This window comes from Halorhabdus sp. CUG00001 (genome assembly GCF_009797925.1).
In the GTDB taxonomy this organism is placed as follows: Archaea; Halobacteriota; Halobacteria; order Halobacteriales; family Haloarculaceae; genus Halorhabdus.
Genome location: NZ_VOLB01000001.1, coordinates 827,042 through 844,237 on the forward strand (window position 1 = coordinate 827,042; position 17,196 = coordinate 844,237).

Annotated in this window: 20 protein-coding genes; 18 read left to right on the forward strand and 2 right to left on the reverse strand. The window is 63.4% G+C overall.

The genetic code is table 11. The features are described 5' to 3' along the window. Window position 1: 1 nt before the first annotated feature. Genes FR699_RS04095 through FR699_RS04115 form a run of 5 tightly spaced genes read left to right on the forward strand, consistent with a single transcriptional unit; the run spans window position 2 to window position 3,067 of the window. Window positions 2–871: a ubiquinol-cytochrome c reductase iron-sulfur subunit gene (locus FR699_RS04095; RefSeq protein ID WP_154551642.1), complete on the forward strand. Its 870-nt coding sequence runs from the start codon at window positions 2–4 to the stop codon at window positions 869–871. Window positions 872–874: 3 nt separating this feature from the next. Further along, window positions 875–1,678: a cytochrome bc complex cytochrome b subunit gene (locus tag FR699_RS04100; RefSeq protein ID WP_154551641.1), complete on the forward strand. Its 804-nt coding sequence runs from the start codon at window positions 875–877 to the stop codon at window positions 1,676–1,678. Window positions 1,679–1,681: 3 nt separating this feature from the next. Further along, window positions 1,682–2,449 carry a cytochrome bc complex cytochrome b subunit gene (locus tag FR699_RS04105; protein WP_154551640.1) on the forward strand — a complete coding sequence of 256 codons (768 nt, stop codon included), beginning with the start codon at window positions 1,682–1,684 and terminating at the stop codon, window positions 2,447–2,449. Between the two features lie 2 nt (window positions 2,450–2,451). Continuing rightward, window positions 2,452–2,811 carry a hypothetical protein gene (locus tag FR699_RS04110; RefSeq protein WP_195837632.1) on the forward strand — a complete coding sequence of 120 codons (360 nt, stop codon included), beginning with the start codon at window positions 2,452–2,454 and terminating at the stop codon, window positions 2,809–2,811. Beyond that, window positions 2,804–3,067, forward strand: coding sequence for a hypothetical protein (locus tag FR699_RS04115; protein WP_154551639.1), 264 nt, complete (start codon window positions 2,804–2,806; stop codon window positions 3,065–3,067). Before FR699_RS04110 ends, FR699_RS04115 begins: the two co-directional genes overlap by 8 nt. 303 nt (window positions 3,068–3,370) lie before the next feature. Here FR699_RS04115 and FR699_RS04120 read toward each other — a convergent pair whose 3' ends face one another. Together FR699_RS04120 and FR699_RS04125 are read right to left on the reverse strand one after the other, a co-directional pair. After that, a complete protein-coding gene (locus FR699_RS04120; RefSeq protein WP_158854274.1) occupies window positions 3,371–3,808 on the reverse strand; it encodes a hypothetical protein in 438 nt (145 codons plus the stop codon). Window positions 3,809–3,873: 65 nt separating this feature from the next. Then, entirely contained in the window at window positions 3,874–4,758 is an 885-nt protein-coding gene (locus FR699_RS04125; protein ID WP_158854276.1) for an NAD(+)/NADH kinase, read from the reverse strand. A gap of 97 nt (window positions 4,759–4,855) precedes the next feature. On the opposite strand from FR699_RS04125, the gene FR699_RS04130 reads away from it, so the two are divergent. From FR699_RS04130 to FR699_RS04190, 13 genes are all read left to right on the forward strand, one after another. After that, window positions 4,856–5,920 (forward strand): polyprenyl synthetase family protein, encoded by a 1,065-nt coding sequence (locus FR699_RS04130; protein WP_154551636.1) that lies wholly within the window; start codon window positions 4,856–4,858, stop codon window positions 5,918–5,920. A gap of 92 nt (window positions 5,921–6,012) precedes the next feature. Then, the gene (locus FR699_RS04135; protein ID WP_158854278.1) at window positions 6,013–6,654 is read left to right on the forward strand and encodes a halocyanin domain-containing protein; all 642 of its coding nucleotides are present in this window, start codon (window positions 6,013–6,015) and stop codon (window positions 6,652–6,654) included. 227 nt (window positions 6,655–6,881) lie between these two features. Beyond that, window positions 6,882–7,298: a type IV pilin gene (locus FR699_RS04140; protein WP_158854280.1), complete on the forward strand. Its 417-nt coding sequence runs from the start codon at window positions 6,882–6,884 to the stop codon at window positions 7,296–7,298. A gap of 419 nt (window positions 7,299–7,717) precedes the next feature. Further along, the gene (gene coaBC, locus FR699_RS04145) at window positions 7,718–8,875 is read left to right on the forward strand and encodes a bifunctional phosphopantothenoylcysteine decarboxylase/phosphopantothenate--cysteine ligase CoaBC (RefSeq protein ID WP_158854282.1); all 1,158 of its coding nucleotides are present in this window, start codon (window positions 7,718–7,720) and stop codon (window positions 8,873–8,875) included. Window positions 8,876–9,038: 163 nt separating this feature from the next. Next, window positions 9,039–10,154 (forward strand): monovalent cation/H+ antiporter subunit E, encoded by a 1,116-nt coding sequence (locus tag FR699_RS04150; protein ID WP_154551633.1) that lies wholly within the window; start codon window positions 9,039–9,041, stop codon window positions 10,152–10,154. Beyond that, window positions 10,154–10,444 carry a cation:proton antiporter gene (locus FR699_RS04155; RefSeq protein WP_154551632.1) on the forward strand — a complete coding sequence of 97 codons (291 nt, stop codon included), beginning with the start codon at window positions 10,154–10,156 and terminating at the stop codon, window positions 10,442–10,444. Before FR699_RS04150 ends, FR699_RS04155 begins: the two co-directional genes overlap by 1 nt. After that, complete coding sequence (gene mnhG / locus FR699_RS04160; protein ID WP_154551631.1) at window positions 10,441–10,761, forward strand: monovalent cation/H(+) antiporter subunit G; 321 nt, start codon at window positions 10,441–10,443, stop codon at window positions 10,759–10,761. The genes FR699_RS04155 and mnhG overlap by 4 nt, the downstream gene beginning before the upstream one ends. Then, window positions 10,761–11,297: a DUF4040 domain-containing protein gene (locus FR699_RS04165; protein WP_154551630.1), complete on the forward strand. Its 537-nt coding sequence runs from the start codon at window positions 10,761–10,763 to the stop codon at window positions 11,295–11,297. Before mnhG ends, FR699_RS04165 begins: the two co-directional genes overlap by 1 nt. Beyond that, window positions 11,294–11,749, forward strand: a complete 456-nt coding sequence (locus tag FR699_RS04170) for an MnhB domain-containing protein (RefSeq protein WP_154551629.1) — start codon at window positions 11,294–11,296, stop codon at window positions 11,747–11,749. The genes FR699_RS04165 and FR699_RS04170 overlap by 4 nt, the downstream gene beginning before the upstream one ends. Next, a complete protein-coding gene (locus FR699_RS04175; RefSeq protein WP_154551628.1) occupies window positions 11,746–12,111 on the forward strand; it encodes a cation:proton antiporter subunit C in 366 nt (121 codons plus the stop codon). The genes FR699_RS04170 and FR699_RS04175 overlap by 4 nt, the downstream gene beginning before the upstream one ends. Then, window positions 12,104–13,618, forward strand: a complete 1,515-nt coding sequence (locus FR699_RS04180) for a monovalent cation/H+ antiporter subunit D family protein (protein ID WP_158854284.1) — start codon at window positions 12,104–12,106, stop codon at window positions 13,616–13,618. Before FR699_RS04175 ends, FR699_RS04180 begins: the two co-directional genes overlap by 8 nt. A 19-nt stretch (window positions 13,619–13,637) precedes the next feature. Next, the gene (locus FR699_RS04185; RefSeq protein ID WP_154551626.1) at window positions 13,638–15,320 is read left to right on the forward strand and encodes a cation:proton antiporter; all 1,683 of its coding nucleotides are present in this window, start codon (window positions 13,638–13,640) and stop codon (window positions 15,318–15,320) included. After that, window positions 15,320–17,146, forward strand: a complete 1,827-nt coding sequence (locus FR699_RS04190) for a Na(+)/H(+) antiporter subunit D (RefSeq protein ID WP_158854286.1) — start codon at window positions 15,320–15,322, stop codon at window positions 17,144–17,146. The genes FR699_RS04185 and FR699_RS04190 overlap by 1 nt, the downstream gene beginning before the upstream one ends. Window positions 17,147–17,196: the final 50 nt, after the last annotated feature.

The following is a 17,196-nucleotide window of genomic DNA, read 5'->3' on the forward strand; positions in this document are numbered from 1 at the left end:
CATGCCAAACGAAGACAAATATCCGACCGAATCAGGTCGACGACGGTTCGTGAAAGGCGTCGTCGGGTCCGCCGCCCTCGGGAGCGTTGCGACAGGCGGTGCGACCGCCGTCGGACTGGTAACCTCACAGACCGGCGTCGGGGGCGGGATCACGGAATACTTCGGTATCGCGAACACCGACGGACCAGCCCCCCGAGCGATGCCGATCGTCCCGGTCGAAATTCAGGACGATGGGACGATCGCTGGTATCTGGCCGGACACGCGGACCGAGACCGTCCAGGGACAGGACGTGACGATCGCCGAGATGGATGTGGGTGGGACGAGCTACAGTTCGTCGTGGTTCCAGTACTGCGGCGTCCAGACGTACGCGGGCATCGATCCGGGGGCCGATGCGGACAACGCCTTCCGGGCCGTGCCGGGGACGTACGACTGGCAAGGTGATATGGAGGCCGGCGACGCACTGACGCTCTCGGAGTTCGACGATTACGAGACCTGGAGTAACGACATCGGTGAAGGCGGCTTTGGCAAACCAGCCAAGGCCAGTTGGCGCTCACAGAAAGCGGACGTCCAGACCATTCCCGTCCAGGTACTCCGGAGTCCGGAAGTGTCGAAGATGGTCAACGGAGAAGGCGATTACAGTGATCTCTCGGGTGACGTCCGACAATTCCTCGAGGCGGCCACAGAAGACGACGTGATGGCCTGGCTCAACAAGTGTACGCACTTCTGTTGTGTCCCTGGATTCAAGGCCTATCCCGGGAGTGAACGGTTCAACGCCGAAAACGAAGTCTACTGTCAGTGCCACCAGTCGGTGTACGACCCGTTCCAGCCCGTCAAAAAGCAATTCACGGCGCTCCCGCGCCCGGGTGACTGACCGATGAGTCTCGAACGCAAAGACGACCACGACCACGAAGCCTGGATCGAGGACCGGGAGTTTACGCGCTTAGAGACGGTGTATCTGACCGTCCTGGTGTGGCTCGATAAGCGCCTCCGGATCGTCGATTATCTCGAGATTCTGGAGAATCTCTACTACAAGGTCAACATGCAGATGCCAAAGAGCCACACCGAACAGTACGGGCTGGACAACAAGTTCTGGTACTGGTACCCGCTGTACGCGCTGGGCTCGTTCTCGACGATCGCCTACATCGTCGCGGCCATTTCGGGCGCATTACTGGGCTTCTACTATGCGCCTGCAGCCTCGGGCGCTTCGGGCAACCCCACGATCGCCTACGAGTCGATCACGATGATCATGACGGACCTGAACTTCGGGTTCATGCTCCGGAGTATCCACCGCTGGTCGGCCCAGGTGATGGTCGCTGCGGTGTTCTTGCACATGCTTCGCGTGTACTTCACCGGGGCCTACAAGGAGCCACGGGAACTCAACTGGCTCATCGGGATCGTCCTGATCAGTCTCACGCTCCTGTTTGGATACACGGGCTACCTCCTGCCGTGGGATCAGCTGGCCTTCTGGGCCGGCCAGATCGGCGTCGAGATGGCTCTCTCGATCCCGCTGATCGGCGAGTGGGCCGCCCAGTTGATCTTCGGCGGCTTCACGCCAAACCCCGCGACCCTCCAGCGGATGTACATCTTACACGTCTTCTTCCTGCCGTTCCTCGTGACGGCGTTGATCGCGATCCACATCGCGATCGTCTGGATGCAAGGCATCGCCGAACCACACTGACCCATGACAGGAAACACAGATACCTCCGAGGTACGCACCGACGGGGGCGAGACAGGTATCGTCCCACCGGACGACGAGACGCCGTCCTGGAGTGAGCGCAAGGCACGCAAGCAGGGTCTGGCACGGACGACCTACGAGTACTTCGAGCGAGCGCGCCGGGAAGACCAGGACCTGCGCCAGGAATCAGACTACGTTGAACGAGACGTGCTGGGCTTTCCGACCTGGCCCCACGAGATGATCCGCAACCTGGCGCTGACGAGTTTCTTCGTCGGGATGATCATCTTTCTGGCGGCGACGCTCCCGCCACACATCGGCGCGCCGGCCAACTCCGGGGTGACGCCGCCGATCATCCTGCCGGACTGGTATCTCTACTGGTCGTTTGGCCTGCTGAAACTCGGCCCGCTCAACCCCGATCTCGCGTTGCTCGGCGGCCAGAAGCTGATGGCAGACCGGACGTTCGGGGTGCTGGCAAACCTCGTCGTCGTCGGGGCGATCGCGATCGTCCCGTTCCTCAACAAGGGCAGTGCGCGCCGGCCGGTCGAACAGCCCTTCTGGGCGTCGGTCGGCGTCTTTGGCGTCATCCTCTCGGTGACACTGGCGGCGCTCTCGGTCAAGAACCTCCTGCCGATCGACTCCCACCTCACGTTCGATCTAACGTTCCTCCTGCCGTTCGTCGGCGCGTTCATCACCTACGCCGTGTTGAAGTCGATGCGCGAGGGATACATGTTCGAACTCAATCGCCGGTACTACCGGCTCCGACCACCGAAGTGACCATGAGCTACGCAACCCACTCCAACGCATCGGCGGAATCGACGAGCGAAGAGACCGCGACAGAAAACGAGACAGTCGGCCCCGAGGACACGACCGCCGGTCGCCGAGACGTCGTCGTGCCGCTTCGCGTCTACAAGGCCGTCTCGGTGTTCTCGACGCTGTTTGCCATCCTCGCGATCGTCGTCGGGTTCGTCACGCTCGATGCAGCGACCAACCGCGGGACGGCGGATCTGGCTGCCGTCGACCCACTGGTCGCACTCGTCGGACTCGGCGTAATGGTCCTTGGCGCGGTCGTCTACGCGTTCTCGACGCGGTTTCGCACAGCTGGCATGGGACCGGACGGAGGTGAGACCGATGGCTGACGAGTTCATGAAAGGGTTCGCGATCTTCGTGACTGCGAGCCTGGGTTGGTTGGTCATCGCGGGCTGGTACAAGACACCAGCCTTCGAAGGCCCCCAGCTACTCGGCACGTATCCCGAAAGTCCGGACGTCTTCAGCCAAATCGCCATCATTGCCGGTGAGGGGATGTTCTACTTCGCGATCTTCGGGACGCTTGCCTTCTGGGTGCTCGTGCCTGCGATCAACGAAGCTCGTGAAGCGTACAACGACCGGTCGTGACTTCCCTGCCCTGATCGAAGTCGGTCCGAAGATTTCGCACGGAGTTGAGTCGTCCCCGACTAACAGGCCTGGAGCACTGTATTTTGAGACGGTATCGGGGTTGACGAACAGCACCCCAACAGTCTGCGTGGTACCGATTCGTCGGTTCGGCACAGGCTAACGGCTCCCACGAGGAGAGCAAGCAAGGTCACCGCAGCGAAGCGATACGTCCAGGCCAGGGCAGGCATACTGACGAGTGTTGTGCTAGCAAACTGTTCGTTGTGATGTTACTAGCGTGGCGAACACACCGGCAGTATCGTCGCTTTAGACCAGTGCCGTCCAGATCGGTTCGACGACGAAAAAGAGACTCTGGTACCCGACGTACGTCAACGTAAGCAGCGAGGCGGCGATAGCCCCTTTCGGCCGTTCGAGCGGGATGTCACGACGCGCTTCGACCTTGCGAGCCTCGAACTCGAAGAAGTCCGTGATGAACAGCCCCAACACGAGTACCGAGGCGACGATGCCGCCGTGGTGGTGCAACGTCAGATAGTAAAACGACACCAGCACGAGGAGGACGTTCGAGACAGTATGTGGGAGAGAGCGCGTCATCGCGTCTGCGCCCCCTTGGGCGGCTTGCTGGACGTGTTGCCGGTGGGCGAGTATCCGTGTTACCAGATTCGCGAGGACGACAGCGAGTAAGACGTACTCGATGTGGTCGCCGACCAGCGCATCGAGGGGGCCAAAGAGCGAAACCGGTGGCATACCCGACCCCACGAACGGTATCCATTAGAGTGTTTCCAAACCGGCACTCCCGCGAGGCCAATCGGTCACTCGCGGGGAAACGACGCATCCGGAAGTCTCGCGGACTCCTCGCTGCTCTGGGTTTCGGGAGACGATGCGAAATCGGTACTGCCACGGTCGTCCACGGTGCGTGTCGTGTGAGGGCGATCCCCGAGCGGTCGATAGACCGACTCACTTTCGGGGACCGACATCAGCGAGATCACCCCACCGTGCGCGAGTGTCAACTGCTCGTCGGCCGCGACTCGACGAGTATCGTGGCCGTCAACTAGCAGCGACACGGGAGCTTCCTCCCGTTCGACCGATAGCTTGAGTGCCCACGTCTCCTCGGGAACAGAGACGACCCAGTGATCACGTTCGGTTTTGAACGCACCGATCGGGACGACAGAGAGCGCCGCGACATCCGGGCTAAGGATCGGCCCACCGACCTGTCGGGCATACCCAGCACTGCCGGCTGGCGTCGCAACGACGACGCCGTCTGCGCGGAACGTCGAAATCGATTCGGCCGGCCGCTCGACAGTGTATTCCGAAATATGTGCCGGCTCGGCAGTCACCAGCATCACGTCCGATACAGCAGTCCCAACGGGATCACCGTCGAGAGTGACCGACAGTAGCGGTTGGTTTTGGATCGTGTAGGTCCCGTCGGCTAAGTGCCCGAGGGCAGACTGGAGCGCCCCTGGAGGGACAGCTTGGTGGCCTGCCGAAACGTCGACCGGCAGGATCGGTGTCGTTGGCCACTCACGAGCGACCTCGAAAAGCGCCGGCTCGCCGATTGCGATAGCGACAGTGGCCTCCTCATGATCCGTTGGCTCGCCCGACACCGTTCGCAGCCCCATCGATTCGACGAGTTCTACCACGGCGCCACCATCGTCACCGACAACCGCAACAGGCCCGTTTCTGGGCTCCGGACTCATCACACGAGACCACGCTGTTCCCGGGCAAAAACCCTCCGCACTCCACTCTCGGGCTGGGGAAGGGAGTTTTTTAGGCCCGCATGCCGAGTGGGGAGTCATGCGGGACCTACTTGCAGAGTGGCGACCGGTCGTCGACGATGCGATAGCAGCGTTGCTCCCGCGTGCCGTCGACGACGACTATCTCCAAGAGTTCTTCGGAGAACCGACCTACGAGTACGATCCAGAAGCGATTCAGCGAGCGCTGGCCGACCCGGTGTGGGACTTGCTCGACCGGGGCGGCAAGCGCTGGCGGGCGATTCTCTTTCTCATTCTCGTCGAGGGGTTCGGCGAGGAACCCGAAGAATACCTTCCCTACGCCTGTATCCCGGAAGTGCTACACAACGGGACGATTATCGTCGACGACGTCGAGGACGGGGCGTCGATGCGCCGTGGCGAGACGGCCTTACATCGAGGCCACGGCGTCGACGTGGCGCTGAACGCTGGCAACGCAATGTACTTCCTGCCGTTGAAAATCATCAGGCGGAATCCAGCCGACCTCGACGCCCAGACCCGACTGGCCGCCTACGAGATGCTCATGGACGAACTCAACCGCACGCATCTCGGCCAGGGCATGGACATCCACTGGCACAACGAGTCGATGGTCCGGATCGACGAACAGCAGTACTACGAGATGTGTGCCTGTAAGACGGGTTGTCTCGCCCGGATTGTCGCCCGTCTAGCAGCGATCGTCACCAATCAACCCGAAGCCGTCGAACGCGCAGTTGCGACTTACGCCGAGCGGATGTCGATCGCTTTCCAGATCGGTGACGACATTCTCGACGTCGAAAACACCCTCGATCAGGCCGGCGATTTCGGCAAGGAGTTCGGCAACGACATTCGGGAAGGCAAGAAGACGTTGATGGTGATTCACGCCGCTGAAAACGCGCCGGCCGAGGATGTCGCCCGCCTCGAAGCGATCCTCCAGGCCGAGGACAACACCGACGAGGAGATCATGGACGCGATCGAGATCCTCCAGTCGACGGGGAGTGTCGAATACGCTCGTCAACGAGCGCTCACGCTGGCTGCAGAGGCTCGCGAACAGTTAGACCGTGTTGATCTCGAACCGGATCCCGCAGCGCACCTCAAAGAATTCACGACGTTCGTCGTCGAACGCGAGCAGTGATCGGCCCCAGATGACGAACGGGCAGACGATTCCAACCGGCCACCATTGTCCCGACCAACATATTCACTATCCGGGGCCACGAACCCGCAGATATGACCGACGACGCTCCCGAGCGATCTCGCCGGGCGTTCCTGCGATCGGCGGGCACGGTCGCCGGCGGCACGGCGGCCGCTGGCGCGGCCGGCACTGCCGCTGCCCAAGAAGAAGACGGTGGCGGCGGTGGCGGCAAACCGGATTACGGCGGTTGGCTGTCCGACGTGGGCAACTTCTCGACGACCGAAGACTTCCGTGGGCAAGACGAGGTGACGGTGGAAGTCGGCGTCGAGGGCAACGGCGATTACTGGGCGTTTGGCCCACCGGCCATGTATGTCGACCCCGGGACGACAATCATTTGGGAGTGGACCGGTCGCGGCGGCGGCCACAACGTCGTCGGCGAAAACGACGATTACTCCTCTGGCCCCTCGACGGGCGAGGCCGGCACCACGTTCGAACGGACCTTCGACGAGGCCGGGATTCACAAGTACTACTGCGATCCCCACCTCTCGGTCGGGATGAAGGGTGCCGTCGTCGTCGGTGAAGACTATCCGACCGTCTCGACCGGTGGCAACACGGGACCAGTCGTCCCTGAAAGTGCCAAACTGCTCGGCGTCTCTAGTGGCTTCGTCATGACGGCAGTGCTTGGATGTACGTACTTCTTCATGAAGTACGGCGGCGATTACGGCGACGAATCCTGACGTCTTCGCCGCTGGTTCGAGCAGATTCGAGATAGGAACGTCCCGCGGCGGATCGCCGGACAATCCCGAGACTAGACAGCGATTATCACACGCCTTCCGGTATTATCAGCCCCAATAACCCACCACGAACCTTTATACGTTGACGAGACCGATATACGGGTAGAAGCTGCCATGGCGATGGACACGTGGCTGTCCGTCAGTGGCGGCGATATAAACGGAACACAACCATGCAACTGAAAGAACTCTTCGACGACGACAATGCAGTAAGTCCGGTCATCGGGGTCATCCTGATGGTCGCGATTACGGTAATTCTCGCAGCCGTCATTGCGACATTCGTTCTCGGTCTCGGTGAACAAATCAGCAGTACGGCCCCACAGGCGAGTTTCTCGTTTGATTACAACGATACAAGCGACAACCTGACGGTAACGCACACGAGTGGGGAAACGCTCGATAATGCGACGGTGACGTTCAAGAATAGCAACACTACGAACTCGAATGTGGTTTACGGCGGCACAGGTGAAGAGATATCAGCGGGAGATTCAGTAAAAATCACAAACGTTACTCAATCAGCTGGTGATGAGGTCAAAGTCATCTGGAAAGAGCCGAGCGGTGACAAGAGTGCAACGCTGGCCACTTGGCCCTAGATCGGCTCACTAGGTCATTTTCTGTTCGTTCGTTTGGCAGTGCAGGTAGATCGTTCAGTATGCGCCACGTCGCTGGAAGCTGTGGGACTGATCCGCCACACCGTCAGTGAGCAGCGTCATCTGGACGTGGCAAGTCTGGGCGCGCAGGTACGTCAGCGAGCAGCAGATGACAGCAACGCTCGAAGTGTCTTGACGTTGCGTCCGCCCGACGGCATCGTTCCAGCCTCGGAGACGAACCACAGGCGACCGATAGCCAAACAACGCGCCGAGAAGAGTGACGACGAGACGAACCCATTCGCTTTCGGTGGCCAAGGCGAGAAGAAGATACCGTCGCTTGGGAGGCGCCCGCTTTCGGTGGTCCGTCAGCTATCGGGGCGCGGTGGAATGACTTTTGCGACCGGCTCTCGAATCGCCGAGCAATGCTCGAAGATACGAACGTCGTCCTCGGGGTGACAGGGTCTATCGCAGCGGTCAAGACCGTCGAATTGGCCCACGAACTCCGGCGCCGTGGGGCGACAGTCCGGGCGATCATGACCGAATCAGCGACGAATATCATCCATCCCTGGGCGGTCGAACTGGCGACTGACGGCGATGTCATCACGGAGATCGGCGGCAGTGTCGAGCACGTTACGTTCTTCGGCGAGGACCCGTGGGGAGACGTGCTGTTGATCGCACCCTCGACAGCCAACACGGTGGGAAAAATCGCCGCGGCGATCGACGATACGCCGGTAACGACCTGCGCGACGACAGCGCTCGGGGCAGGCATCCCCGTCGTGATCGCGCCTGCGATGCACGAACCGATGTACGATCATCCGGGTGTCTTAGACGCCATCGAACGCCTGGACTCGTGGGGTGTCGCCTTCGCCGATCCGCGCATCGAGGAGTCGAAGGCAAAAATCGCAAGCGAGGAAGCGATCGTTCTCGAAACGGCACGCGCCGCGGGCGAGCGGCCGCTTGCGGGTGAGTCGATCGTCGTCACCGGCGGCGCGACGACGGAGGCAGTCGATCCGATACGAACACTCTCGAACCGGGCGTCGGGAAAGACCGGCCGGGCGATCGCGAAAGCCTGCTACGTCCGGGGTGCAGACGTGACACTGTTGCACGACGGGCCGGACGTCCCCTACGCGACCGTCGAGAACGTCGAGACGGCAGCCGAGATGGTCGCTGCCGCCCAAGAGTGTGCCGCTGGTGCCGACGCGCTCGTCTCGGCAGCAGCGATCGGCGATTACACGGTCGAGCGCCGTGACGAGAAAATCCGCTCCGGACAGGACAGACTGACGCTCGAACTACAGCCGACACCGAAGCTTCTCGATCAGGTCAGACAGCGGGCCCCCGACTTGCCGATGATCGGTTTCAAGCTCGAACCCGGCGCTGACGACGACGAGATGATCGAGGCAGCGCGCGATCTCCTCGAGCGGGTAGCCCTCTCTCTTGTCGTCGCAAACGACACTGGGGCCGCCGGGGGCGAAAAGACGCGGGCGCTGTTGGTCGAGGACGACGCTGTTACCGAATTCAGCGGGTCGAAAGCGGCGCTTGGCGGGCGCATTGCCGACGAGCTAAGCCGAACGTTGTCGTGAGGGTCGAGCAGCCTATTCGATATCGGTCGTGGGCGCCCCAAGCAGACGTCCAAAACGAGTAAAAATGCCAAACTGCTCCGGGAGAGAAACCTGTCAATCCGATCGAGCGAGGAAGAACGCAGTAGTTTTCTTTGGGGACTGTAATGTGACGGATACGTAGCCAATGACCAACGCCCAGCGCGTCGTGGAGGCTGAGGAGCCGCCCGACGATCGACCACTCGACGTCCTGGTTCCGGTGGCACCGTCGGAGACGCTCCGGAACGCCGTCGCCTACGCGGTACGGGACGCCCGGGAACGAGCCGGCGAACGTGGCCGTCAGGCCACTGTTCACTTCGTCTACGCACAGGGTCGTCGAACGTTCCAGGAGGAGCGCTCGGACGGCGCTGACCTCCTCGAACGGGCGACTGTCTGGGCCCGAGAGGACGCCGACGTCGACGAAGACGATCGGCCGGAATCGATCGCGATCGAAACAGCAGTCCTCGGTGTGGATGAGTACCTGTTCCGGCCGGACGACTTCGCCCAGGTGATCACCGACTACGCCCGGCAACACGGACTCGAACGCGTCGTTGTCGACCCGGAATACGCCCCCGGCGGCCGGGTTCCACTCTTGCGTCCGTTAGAGCAAGGGCTCAGGGACGCTGGCCTCACTGTCGAGGAGGCACCGATCGATCGGGCGGCTCGCCGCACCCGTCTCGTCCGGAGTAGCGGGATCGGGCAGTTTCTGGCGGTGTTCGGCGTCTCGTATCTATTTTACCTTGTAATCGGTGGGTTCGCGGGGACGTTCGACCTCGCGACCGGGGCGATCAGCGCCGGCATCGTTGCCGGTCTCCTCTCGCGAGTTACGTTTTCCCGGCCACCAGTCTGGCGGCGGTGGCCGCGGATCTTCGTCCGGGGGCTGCTGTTCGTTCCCTACTTCCTCTGGGAGATCGCCAAGGCCAACGTCGCCCTCGCGAAAGTGATACTCGATCCGAAGCTTCCGATCGACCCGAAGACCGTCGGCTTCGACGCGATGGTCTGGGACGAGCTCTCGGTGACGGGACTGGCAAACAGTATCACGATGACGCCGGGGACGCTGACGGTCGACGTCGACGATCAGGAGTTCCACGTCCATTCGTTGACGGCCTCGGCCCGGTCTGACCTCTTCGATGGGGGACTCGAACGTGCCATCCGGTTCGTGTTTTACGGCCGGTCGGCGGCCCGGATCCCCTCACCTCGTGAACGGGGCGATATAGACGAATCCCCAGACGACGAAACCGATTCCGCGGAGGTGTCAGCCTAATGGCGTCGGGACTCGATCCGGTGGTGACGGGCGCACTACTCGGGACGGCGGCCGCATTCATCGCCTTTGCCGTGATTACCCTCTATCGGGTCTGGCAGGGGCCGACCATGCAAGACCGGGTCATCGCGGTCAATCTCATCGGCTCGAACACGGTCGTCGCGATTGCACTGATAGCCGCGGCACTTGGTGAACCCGGCTTCCTCGATATCGCCCTCGTCTACGCCCTGCTGAACTTCCTGATGAGTATTGCCATCTCGAAGTTCACCGTCGAACGCGGAGGGGTCATATGACGCCCGTCGAATACCTCATCGTCGCGCTTGTCGCGGGCGGGGCGTTCTTCGGGTTCGTCGCAGTGGTCGGCGTGTTGCGTCTGCCGGATCTCTACACGCGGGCCCACGCCACCTCCAAGAGCGACACGCTCGGAGCCGTGCTGACACTCGCTGCCGTGGCTCTCGCCTTCGGGCCACACACACCGACCGTCAAGACGCTGTTGTTGCTCGTGTTCATGTTCATCACGAACCCGACGGCTGCCCACGCCATCGTCCGGGCGGCCGACGACCAGGGGATCGAACCGTGGACGACCGACGACGAAGGGGGTGAATCCTGATGCTGTCGCCGCTGATGGCGACAGTGCTCGTCTTCGTGATCCTGACGGCACTGGTCACTGCGCTGCTGCGTGACGTCCTTGCCGCGATCATCGCCTTTGCGGCCTACAGCCTCGGCGTGTCGGTCATCTGGGTACTCCTGCAGGCACCCGACGTGGCCCTCACCGAGGCGGCGGTCGGCGCCGGCGCGATGACGATCCTCCTGTTGGTAACGATCGCGAAGACGGTCCGTGCGCCCGGGGACCGATTGGTCGAGCGCGTCAAACTCGGTCCACTGACGGTCGCCGGTGCGTTCGCGCTGGCGATCGGCGCGACTGTCCCGGCACTGCCCCGGATCGGCGACCCGAACGCTGCAGTACCGGCCGATGCCGTCACGACGACCTATCTCGCGGACGCATACAGTGCGACCGGCGTCGAGAACGTCGTCACAGCCGTGTTGGCAGCCTATCGTGGATTCGATACCTTCGGCGAGGTGGTCGTCGTCTTCGCCGCCGGGACAGCACTGCTGGTCGTCCTCAAACGGGAGGTGTTTGCATGAGTAGTGAGGAAACGCCCTCGACGTACGTCGAGAGTCCGATCATCATGACGACCGTCAGAGTCGTCGCCCCGTTCGTCCTCGCCTTTGGCCTGTTCGTGATGTTCCACGGTGCCGAATCCGCTGGCGGGGGGTTCCAGGGCGGCGTGATCGCCGGCGCAGTGATCCTCATGCTCGCCTTTGCCTACGGAATCGAACCGACCCGCGAGTGGCTCGGGTCCTCGCTGCTCGCGATCGCGGCCGTCACCGGCGTCGTCGTCTTCGCCGTCGTCGGACTCGGTGCGATCGTTCTCGGCGGTAGCTTTCTCGAGTATCCCGTCTACGGCATCCATCACGCCAGCAAGTACGGGATCGAACTCGTCGAACTCGGGATCGGTGCGACCGTCGCAGGCGTGATCACGTCGTTGTTCTTCCTGCTCGCTGCAGGCGTCTCCGAGGAGGTCGATGAGGCATGATCGACGCATTACTCGCCCGGTACGGGTACGTGGCGATGGTCGTGTTGCTCGCGATCGGGGTCTACGTGATGATCCGGTCGCCGAACCTCGTCAAGAAGGTCATCGGGATGAACATCTTTCAGACGGGCATCTTCCTGTTTTTCATCTCTTCGGCCTACGTCGAGGATGGCGTGCCGGCGATCGTCGGCCACGGCGGCGCGGAGGCGACCTACGTCAGTCCGCTTCCGCACGTCCTCATTCTGACGGCGATCGTCGTCGGTGTGAGCCTGACAGCCGTCGCACTCTCGTTGATCGTCCGGATCTATCGGGAGTACGGGACCTTGGAGGAAGACACCCTCCGGGAGGTACTGGCCAATGAGTGATCTCGCTGTGCTGCCGGTCGCGCTCCCGATCGTCGGGGCGGCGCTGGCTATCGCGGTCGGGATCCGCTTCGATCGGGTCGGCTGGCCGATCGCCGCCGTCGTCGCCATCGGACAGGTCGCCGTCACAGCGACCCTGGCCTGGCTTGTCGCGACCGGTGGACGCATCCGGTACGAACTCGCCGGGTTCGCCCCGCCCGCGGGCATCGAACTCGTCGTCGACGGCCTCTCGGCGATCGTGGCACTGCTGGTCGCCGTTGTCGCTGCTGGTGTGCTCGTCTACGCTCGCCGGGCCGGGCCGCGTTCTTCGGCCTTCTACGCCGAGTACCTGCTATTGCTGGCAGGACTCTCCGGAATGGCCCTGACCGGCGACGCGTTCAACCTCTACGTCTTCTTAGAGATCACCGGCCTGGCTACCTACGCACTGATCGCGAGCGGGGAGTCCGGTCGGGCGGCCGTCGCCGCGCTGAAGTACCTCATCATCGGGACAGTCGGTGCGTCGATCTACCTGCTCGGGGTCGGCTACGCGTTCATCGCGACGGGGACCCTGAACATGATCGACCTCGCCGACCAGCTGGCCGCTGTCGGCTACGACGCGACGCTCGTCCAGGCGGCGTTCGTGTTGATGGTCGGCGGCCTGGCGGTCAAGACCGCGATCTATCCGCTGCACGTCTGGCAACCTGACGCCTACAGGTTCGCCCCGGACAGCGTCTCCGCGTACGTCGCGGCGCTGGTCTCGACAGTGTCGGCCTACGCGCTCGCGCGGACGATCCTCACGGTCTTTACCGTCGAGTTCCTCGCAGCGAACCCGATCCTCCAGACTGCCGTCGTCTGGATCGCCGCACTCAGCGTGATCGCTGGCAGCGCCCTGGCGGTGATGCAAACGGAGGTCAAGCGCATGCTCGCGTACTCCTCGGTCTCGCAGTTCGGGCTGGTGATCGCCGCGTTCGCGATCGCCAACGAGACCGCGGTTCTGGGCGGGACGATCCACCTCGTCGGTCACGCGATCATGAAGGGGGGGCTGTTCCTCGCTGCCGGCGTGATCGCACTGTCGACCGGTGCACGGACCGTCGACGGGTACCGCGGACTGGCTCGGCGGGCGCCCGTCCCTGCGGTGGCCTTTGCCGTCCTGGCCATCGCGATGGTCGGCGTCCCACCGACGGTCGGGTTCCTCGGGAAGTGGAACATCGTCCTCGGCGCGGTCGAGGGCGGGGCCTGGGTCGTCGTCCCGGTCCTCGTCTCCAGCGCACTGTTGACGCTCGCGTACTTCGGCCGCCTGCTCGAACGGATGTTCGTCGCCGAGCCCCTCGAAGACACCGCGGAGGCAGCCGTTGCTGAGGGCACCGACGTCGCTGCCGACGGCGGCGTCGAATCGGCCGACGACCGCCCGGTCTCGCTCGGTATGATCGGCGTCGTCGTTCTGGCGGCCATTCTGGCCGTCGCGCTCGGGTTCGCCGGACCGATCTTCGAATCGCTGCTCGAACCGACGCTCGAGAGGGTGATCGTATGACGACAATGGAGGGACCTGCATGACCGAGATACTCTCGTTGCGACCGCTTGCGGCCGTCCTCGTATCGGCACTCGGAGCACTCGTAATCTTGGCGTCCGGGAAACGACCCAACGTCCGGGAATCCTGGACGATCCTCGTCGCCGTGCTCAAGTTCGGACTGATCGGGAGCATGGTCCCGGGCGTCCTCGCCGGCGACACGTACGTGACGAACCTCGGCGAAATCGTTCCCGGGATCGAGTTCGCCCTCCGGGCGGACGCGCTGGGTGTGCTCTTTGCGCTACTCGCGAGCATGCTCTGGATCGCGACGAGTTTCTACAGTATCGGCTACATGCGTGGCCTCGAGGAACACGCCCAGACGCGGTACTTCGCTTCCTTCGCGGGCAGCCTCTCGGCGGCCGTCGGGGTCGCCTTCGCCCCGAACCTGGTGGTCCTGTACGTCTTCTATGAGTTGCTGACGGTGATGACTTACCCCTTAGTCACCCACGACGAGACGAGCGAGGCACGGGCGGCTGGCCGGAAGTATCTCGCCTACACCTTCGGTGGGGGCGTCGCCGCCCTGGCTGGGACAGTGCTGGTCTACACGATGACCGGCACCGTCGCCTTCACCGCGGGCGGGATCGCCGATATCGCAGCGGACCCGGCGCTCGCGCGGGTGGCCTTTGCACTACTTGCGACCGGCTTCGGCGTCAAGGCGGCGCTGATGCCGATTCACTCCTGGCTGCCCGACGCCATGGTCGCGCCGACGCCCGTCTCCGGACTGCTGCACGCGGTCGCGGTCGTCAAGAGCGGCGTCTTTGGCATCGCCCGGGTCGTGCTGGATGTCTTTGGCCCCGAGGCCGTCGCGGATCTGGGCGTTGGCGTCGTGCTCGCGGCCGTCGCGGCGTTCACCTTACTTACGGCGAGCGTGATCGCGCTCCGCCAGGACAACCTCAAGCGCCGGCTGGCCTATTCGACGATCAGCCAGCTATCGTACATCGTCCTCGGGCTGGGCGTGCTCGGCCCCTACGCTCTGGTCGGCGGACTACTACACATCCCTGCTCACGCATTCATGAAGCTCACACTGTTCTTCTGTGCGGGCGCGATCCACGTCGAGACCCACACTGACGATATCAGCGAGATGGCCGGCATCGGCAAGCGCATGCCCGCGACGATGGCCGCCTTCGGCGTTGCCGCGCTGGGCATGGCCGGGATCCCCCTGCTGGCCGGGTTCGTCAGCAAGTGGTACCTCCTGATCGGCAGCCTCCAGGCCGATCAGGTCGTGTTCGCGCTGGCGTTGCTGGTCTCGGGCGTGCTCAACATCGCGTACTTCTGGCCGATCGTCTACCAGGCCTTCTTCGAGAGCGAGGACGCCGTTGGGACCAAGCCCCTGATCGAGAACCCGCTGGGCGGGCGGGCAGTGGCTGACGGCGGGCAGGTCGCAGACGGCGGGGGTGAGAAGATCGAAGGGGAGCACGTCGAGGACGTATCTGACGCCGACGAGCACCCCGAACACGTCGATCACGTCGCCGACGGCCACCACGGCGGCCCGCCGGAAGGCGGCTGGGAGCGCCGCACGCCGATGACCGAGACGACGTGGTTCATGCTCGGGCCGATTCTGGGGGTGGCCACCGGGGCCGTCATCCTCGGGATCGTCCCTTCACAGGCGGTCTTCCTCGAACTCGTCGTCGACATCGTTGAAGCTGCCACGGGGGTGCTGGTCTGATGCTGGATGCTGTCGTCCCGGGAGTTGTGGTGTTCGCCGTCGCGCTGATCGTCCCGTGGCTAGGTAGACGGACGGGTCACGCTCTCGGTGCGCTCGCGACCGCCGCCGTCACTGGCTGGGCCTGGCTCGTGCCCGCAGGGACCTACTACCAGGTCCCGTTCCTGGGCTTTGAGGCCGTCCTGTTGCACGTCGATTCGTTCTCCCGGCTGATGGGCCTGATCTTCGGATTTATCGGGACCGTCGCCGTGCTGTATTCCTGGGCCAGCGACGCCGAGACCCGCCAGACCGCCTTCGCGCTTTCCTACGTCGCGACGAGCCTCGGGGCGGTCTTCGCGGGCGACTGGCTCACGCTGCTGTTTTTCTGGGAGTTGATGGCCATCACGAGCACGCTGCTGGTCTGGGACTACGGCGGCCGGGCCGTCCGGGCAGGCTTCCGATACGCTCTCCTGCATGGCCTGGGCGGTAGCCTGTTCATGGCCGCCATCGTCTGGCACTTCGTCGAGACCGGAACCTTCCTGTTCGCCGCCGTCCCGGGCGGTCCCGAGACCGCGGGCATCACCGCCGGGCTCCCGGCCGCACTGGCAGCACTGGGCATCGGCGTCAACGTCGGGTTCGTCGGTCTGCACGCCTGGCTGCCCGATACCTACCCGCGCCCGCACGTCGCCGCCAGCGTCTTCCTGTGTGTCTACACGACCAAGACTGGCGTCTACGGCATGTACCGCGCGTTCCCCGAGGGCGAACTCGCGATCGCCTACATGGGCGGCGTGATGGCCGTCTTCGGGGCCGGGATGGCCCTACTGCAAAACGACATGCGCCGACTGCTGTCCTATCACATCCAATCGCAGGTCGGCTACATGGTTGCCGGCGTCGGCATCGGGACGGCCCTGGCCCAGGCTGGGGCGTTCGCCCACGTCTTCAACCACATCCTCTATAAGGGCCTGCTGTTCATGACTGCCGGCGTCGTAATCTACCGGACCGGCCGCGAGAACCTCAAGAAGCTGGGCGGACTGGGCAAGGAGATGCCCCTGACCGCCGTCGCCTTCACCGTCGCCGCGTTGTCGATCGCCGGGTTCCCCCTGTTCAACGGGTTCGTCAGCAAAGGGATGATTATCTCTGGCAGTCACTACGACTTCCCGGCGGGACCACTCGCATTCGGCGACTTCCACACCCTCGAGTGGCTCCTCCTGTTGGGCGGGATCGGTACGTTCCTATCCTTCATCAAGTTTGGCTACTACGCATTCTTGCACGGTGAGTACGACGGCCCCGTTGCCGATGCCAACCTCGGTCAGAGCGCCGCGATGGTCGTCGTCGCCGCGTTGTGTGTCTTCTTCGGTGTCTTCGACGGTGCACTGTTCGCCCTGCTGCCCTTCGACGTGACAGACGGTGACGTCGTCTCACACGTCTATCAGACCTACACAGTCGATCACGTCGTCGAAGGCGTCGCGCTCGCCGTCGCCGGCGTCGTGGGCTTCATCGTCCTGAAGAAGCCTCTGGAAAAAGTCGGCGGGGCCGTCCCGGATATCGACGCGCTGTACAACCCCGGCACATTCTACGGCATCCGTGCCCTTGTCGTGGGCGTCACTGAAACCTACGCCGCGGTCGATCGCCTCGTCGTCCGGACCGCCGAGACGGCGATGTGGACCGCTCGCAACCCCGACGTGTTTGTCCACCGCGCTGCGCGGACGCTGCCTGCGGGGGCAGTAAGCGACAACTGGCGTGGCCAGGAACCCCCGGCGCGGATCTACCTACGTGCAGGAATCGGAATCGGCATTCTCGTGTTGGCAGGACTCGTTACGCTCGGATTAGTAGTCGTGGCGTTGCTCTAATCGCGATCCGTCGGTTGGTCTGGCCGCGGTCAAAGGTCTCGTTCCCACGC

Excerpts from the sequence above, each read along its gene's own strand:
- FR699_RS04095 (WP_154551642.1), top strand. The coding sequence starts at position 2 with ATGCCAAACGAAGACAAATATCCGACCGAATCAGGTCGACGACGGTTC.
- FR699_RS04100 (WP_154551641.1), top strand. The coding sequence starts at position 875 with ATGAGTCTCGAACGCAAAGACGACCACGACCACGAAGCCTGGATCGAG.
- FR699_RS04105 (WP_154551640.1), top strand. The coding sequence starts at position 1,682 with ATGACAGGAAACACAGATACCTCCGAGGTACGCACCGACGGGGGCGAG.
- FR699_RS04110 (WP_195837632.1), top strand. The coding sequence starts at position 2,452 with ATGAGCTACGCAACCCACTCCAACGCATCGGCGGAATCGACGAGCGAA.
- FR699_RS04115 (WP_154551639.1), top strand. The coding sequence starts at position 2,804 with ATGGCTGACGAGTTCATGAAAGGGTTCGCGATCTTCGTGACTGCGAGC.
- FR699_RS04120 (WP_158854274.1), bottom strand. The coding sequence starts at position 3,808 with ATGCCACCGGTTTCGCTCTTTGGCCCCCTCGATGCGCTGGTCGGCGAC.
- FR699_RS04125 (WP_158854276.1), bottom strand. The coding sequence starts at position 4,758 with ATGAGTCCGGAGCCCAGAAACGGGCCTGTTGCGGTTGTCGGTGACGAT.
- FR699_RS04130 (WP_154551636.1), top strand. The coding sequence starts at position 4,856 with ATGCGGGACCTACTTGCAGAGTGGCGACCGGTCGTCGACGATGCGATA.
- FR699_RS04135 (WP_158854278.1), top strand. The coding sequence starts at position 6,013 with ATGACCGACGACGCTCCCGAGCGATCTCGCCGGGCGTTCCTGCGATCG.
- FR699_RS04140 (WP_158854280.1), top strand. The coding sequence starts at position 6,882 with ATGCAACTGAAAGAACTCTTCGACGACGACAATGCAGTAAGTCCGGTC.
- coaBC (WP_158854282.1), top strand. The coding sequence starts at position 7,718 with ATGCTCGAAGATACGAACGTCGTCCTCGGGGTGACAGGGTCTATCGCA.
- FR699_RS04150 (WP_154551633.1), top strand. The coding sequence starts at position 9,039 with ATGACCAACGCCCAGCGCGTCGTGGAGGCTGAGGAGCCGCCCGACGAT.
- FR699_RS04155 (WP_154551632.1), top strand. The coding sequence starts at position 10,154 with ATGGCGTCGGGACTCGATCCGGTGGTGACGGGCGCACTACTCGGGACG.
- mnhG (WP_154551631.1), top strand. The coding sequence starts at position 10,441 with ATGACGCCCGTCGAATACCTCATCGTCGCGCTTGTCGCGGGCGGGGCG.
- FR699_RS04165 (WP_154551630.1), top strand. The coding sequence starts at position 10,761 with ATGCTGTCGCCGCTGATGGCGACAGTGCTCGTCTTCGTGATCCTGACG.
- FR699_RS04170 (WP_154551629.1), top strand. The coding sequence starts at position 11,294 with ATGAGTAGTGAGGAAACGCCCTCGACGTACGTCGAGAGTCCGATCATC.
- FR699_RS04175 (WP_154551628.1), top strand. The coding sequence starts at position 11,746 with ATGATCGACGCATTACTCGCCCGGTACGGGTACGTGGCGATGGTCGTG.
- FR699_RS04180 (WP_158854284.1), top strand. The coding sequence starts at position 12,104 with ATGAGTGATCTCGCTGTGCTGCCGGTCGCGCTCCCGATCGTCGGGGCG.
- FR699_RS04185 (WP_154551626.1), top strand. The coding sequence starts at position 13,638 with ATGACCGAGATACTCTCGTTGCGACCGCTTGCGGCCGTCCTCGTATCG.
- FR699_RS04190 (WP_158854286.1), top strand. The coding sequence starts at position 15,320 with ATGCTGGATGCTGTCGTCCCGGGAGTTGTGGTGTTCGCCGTCGCGCTG.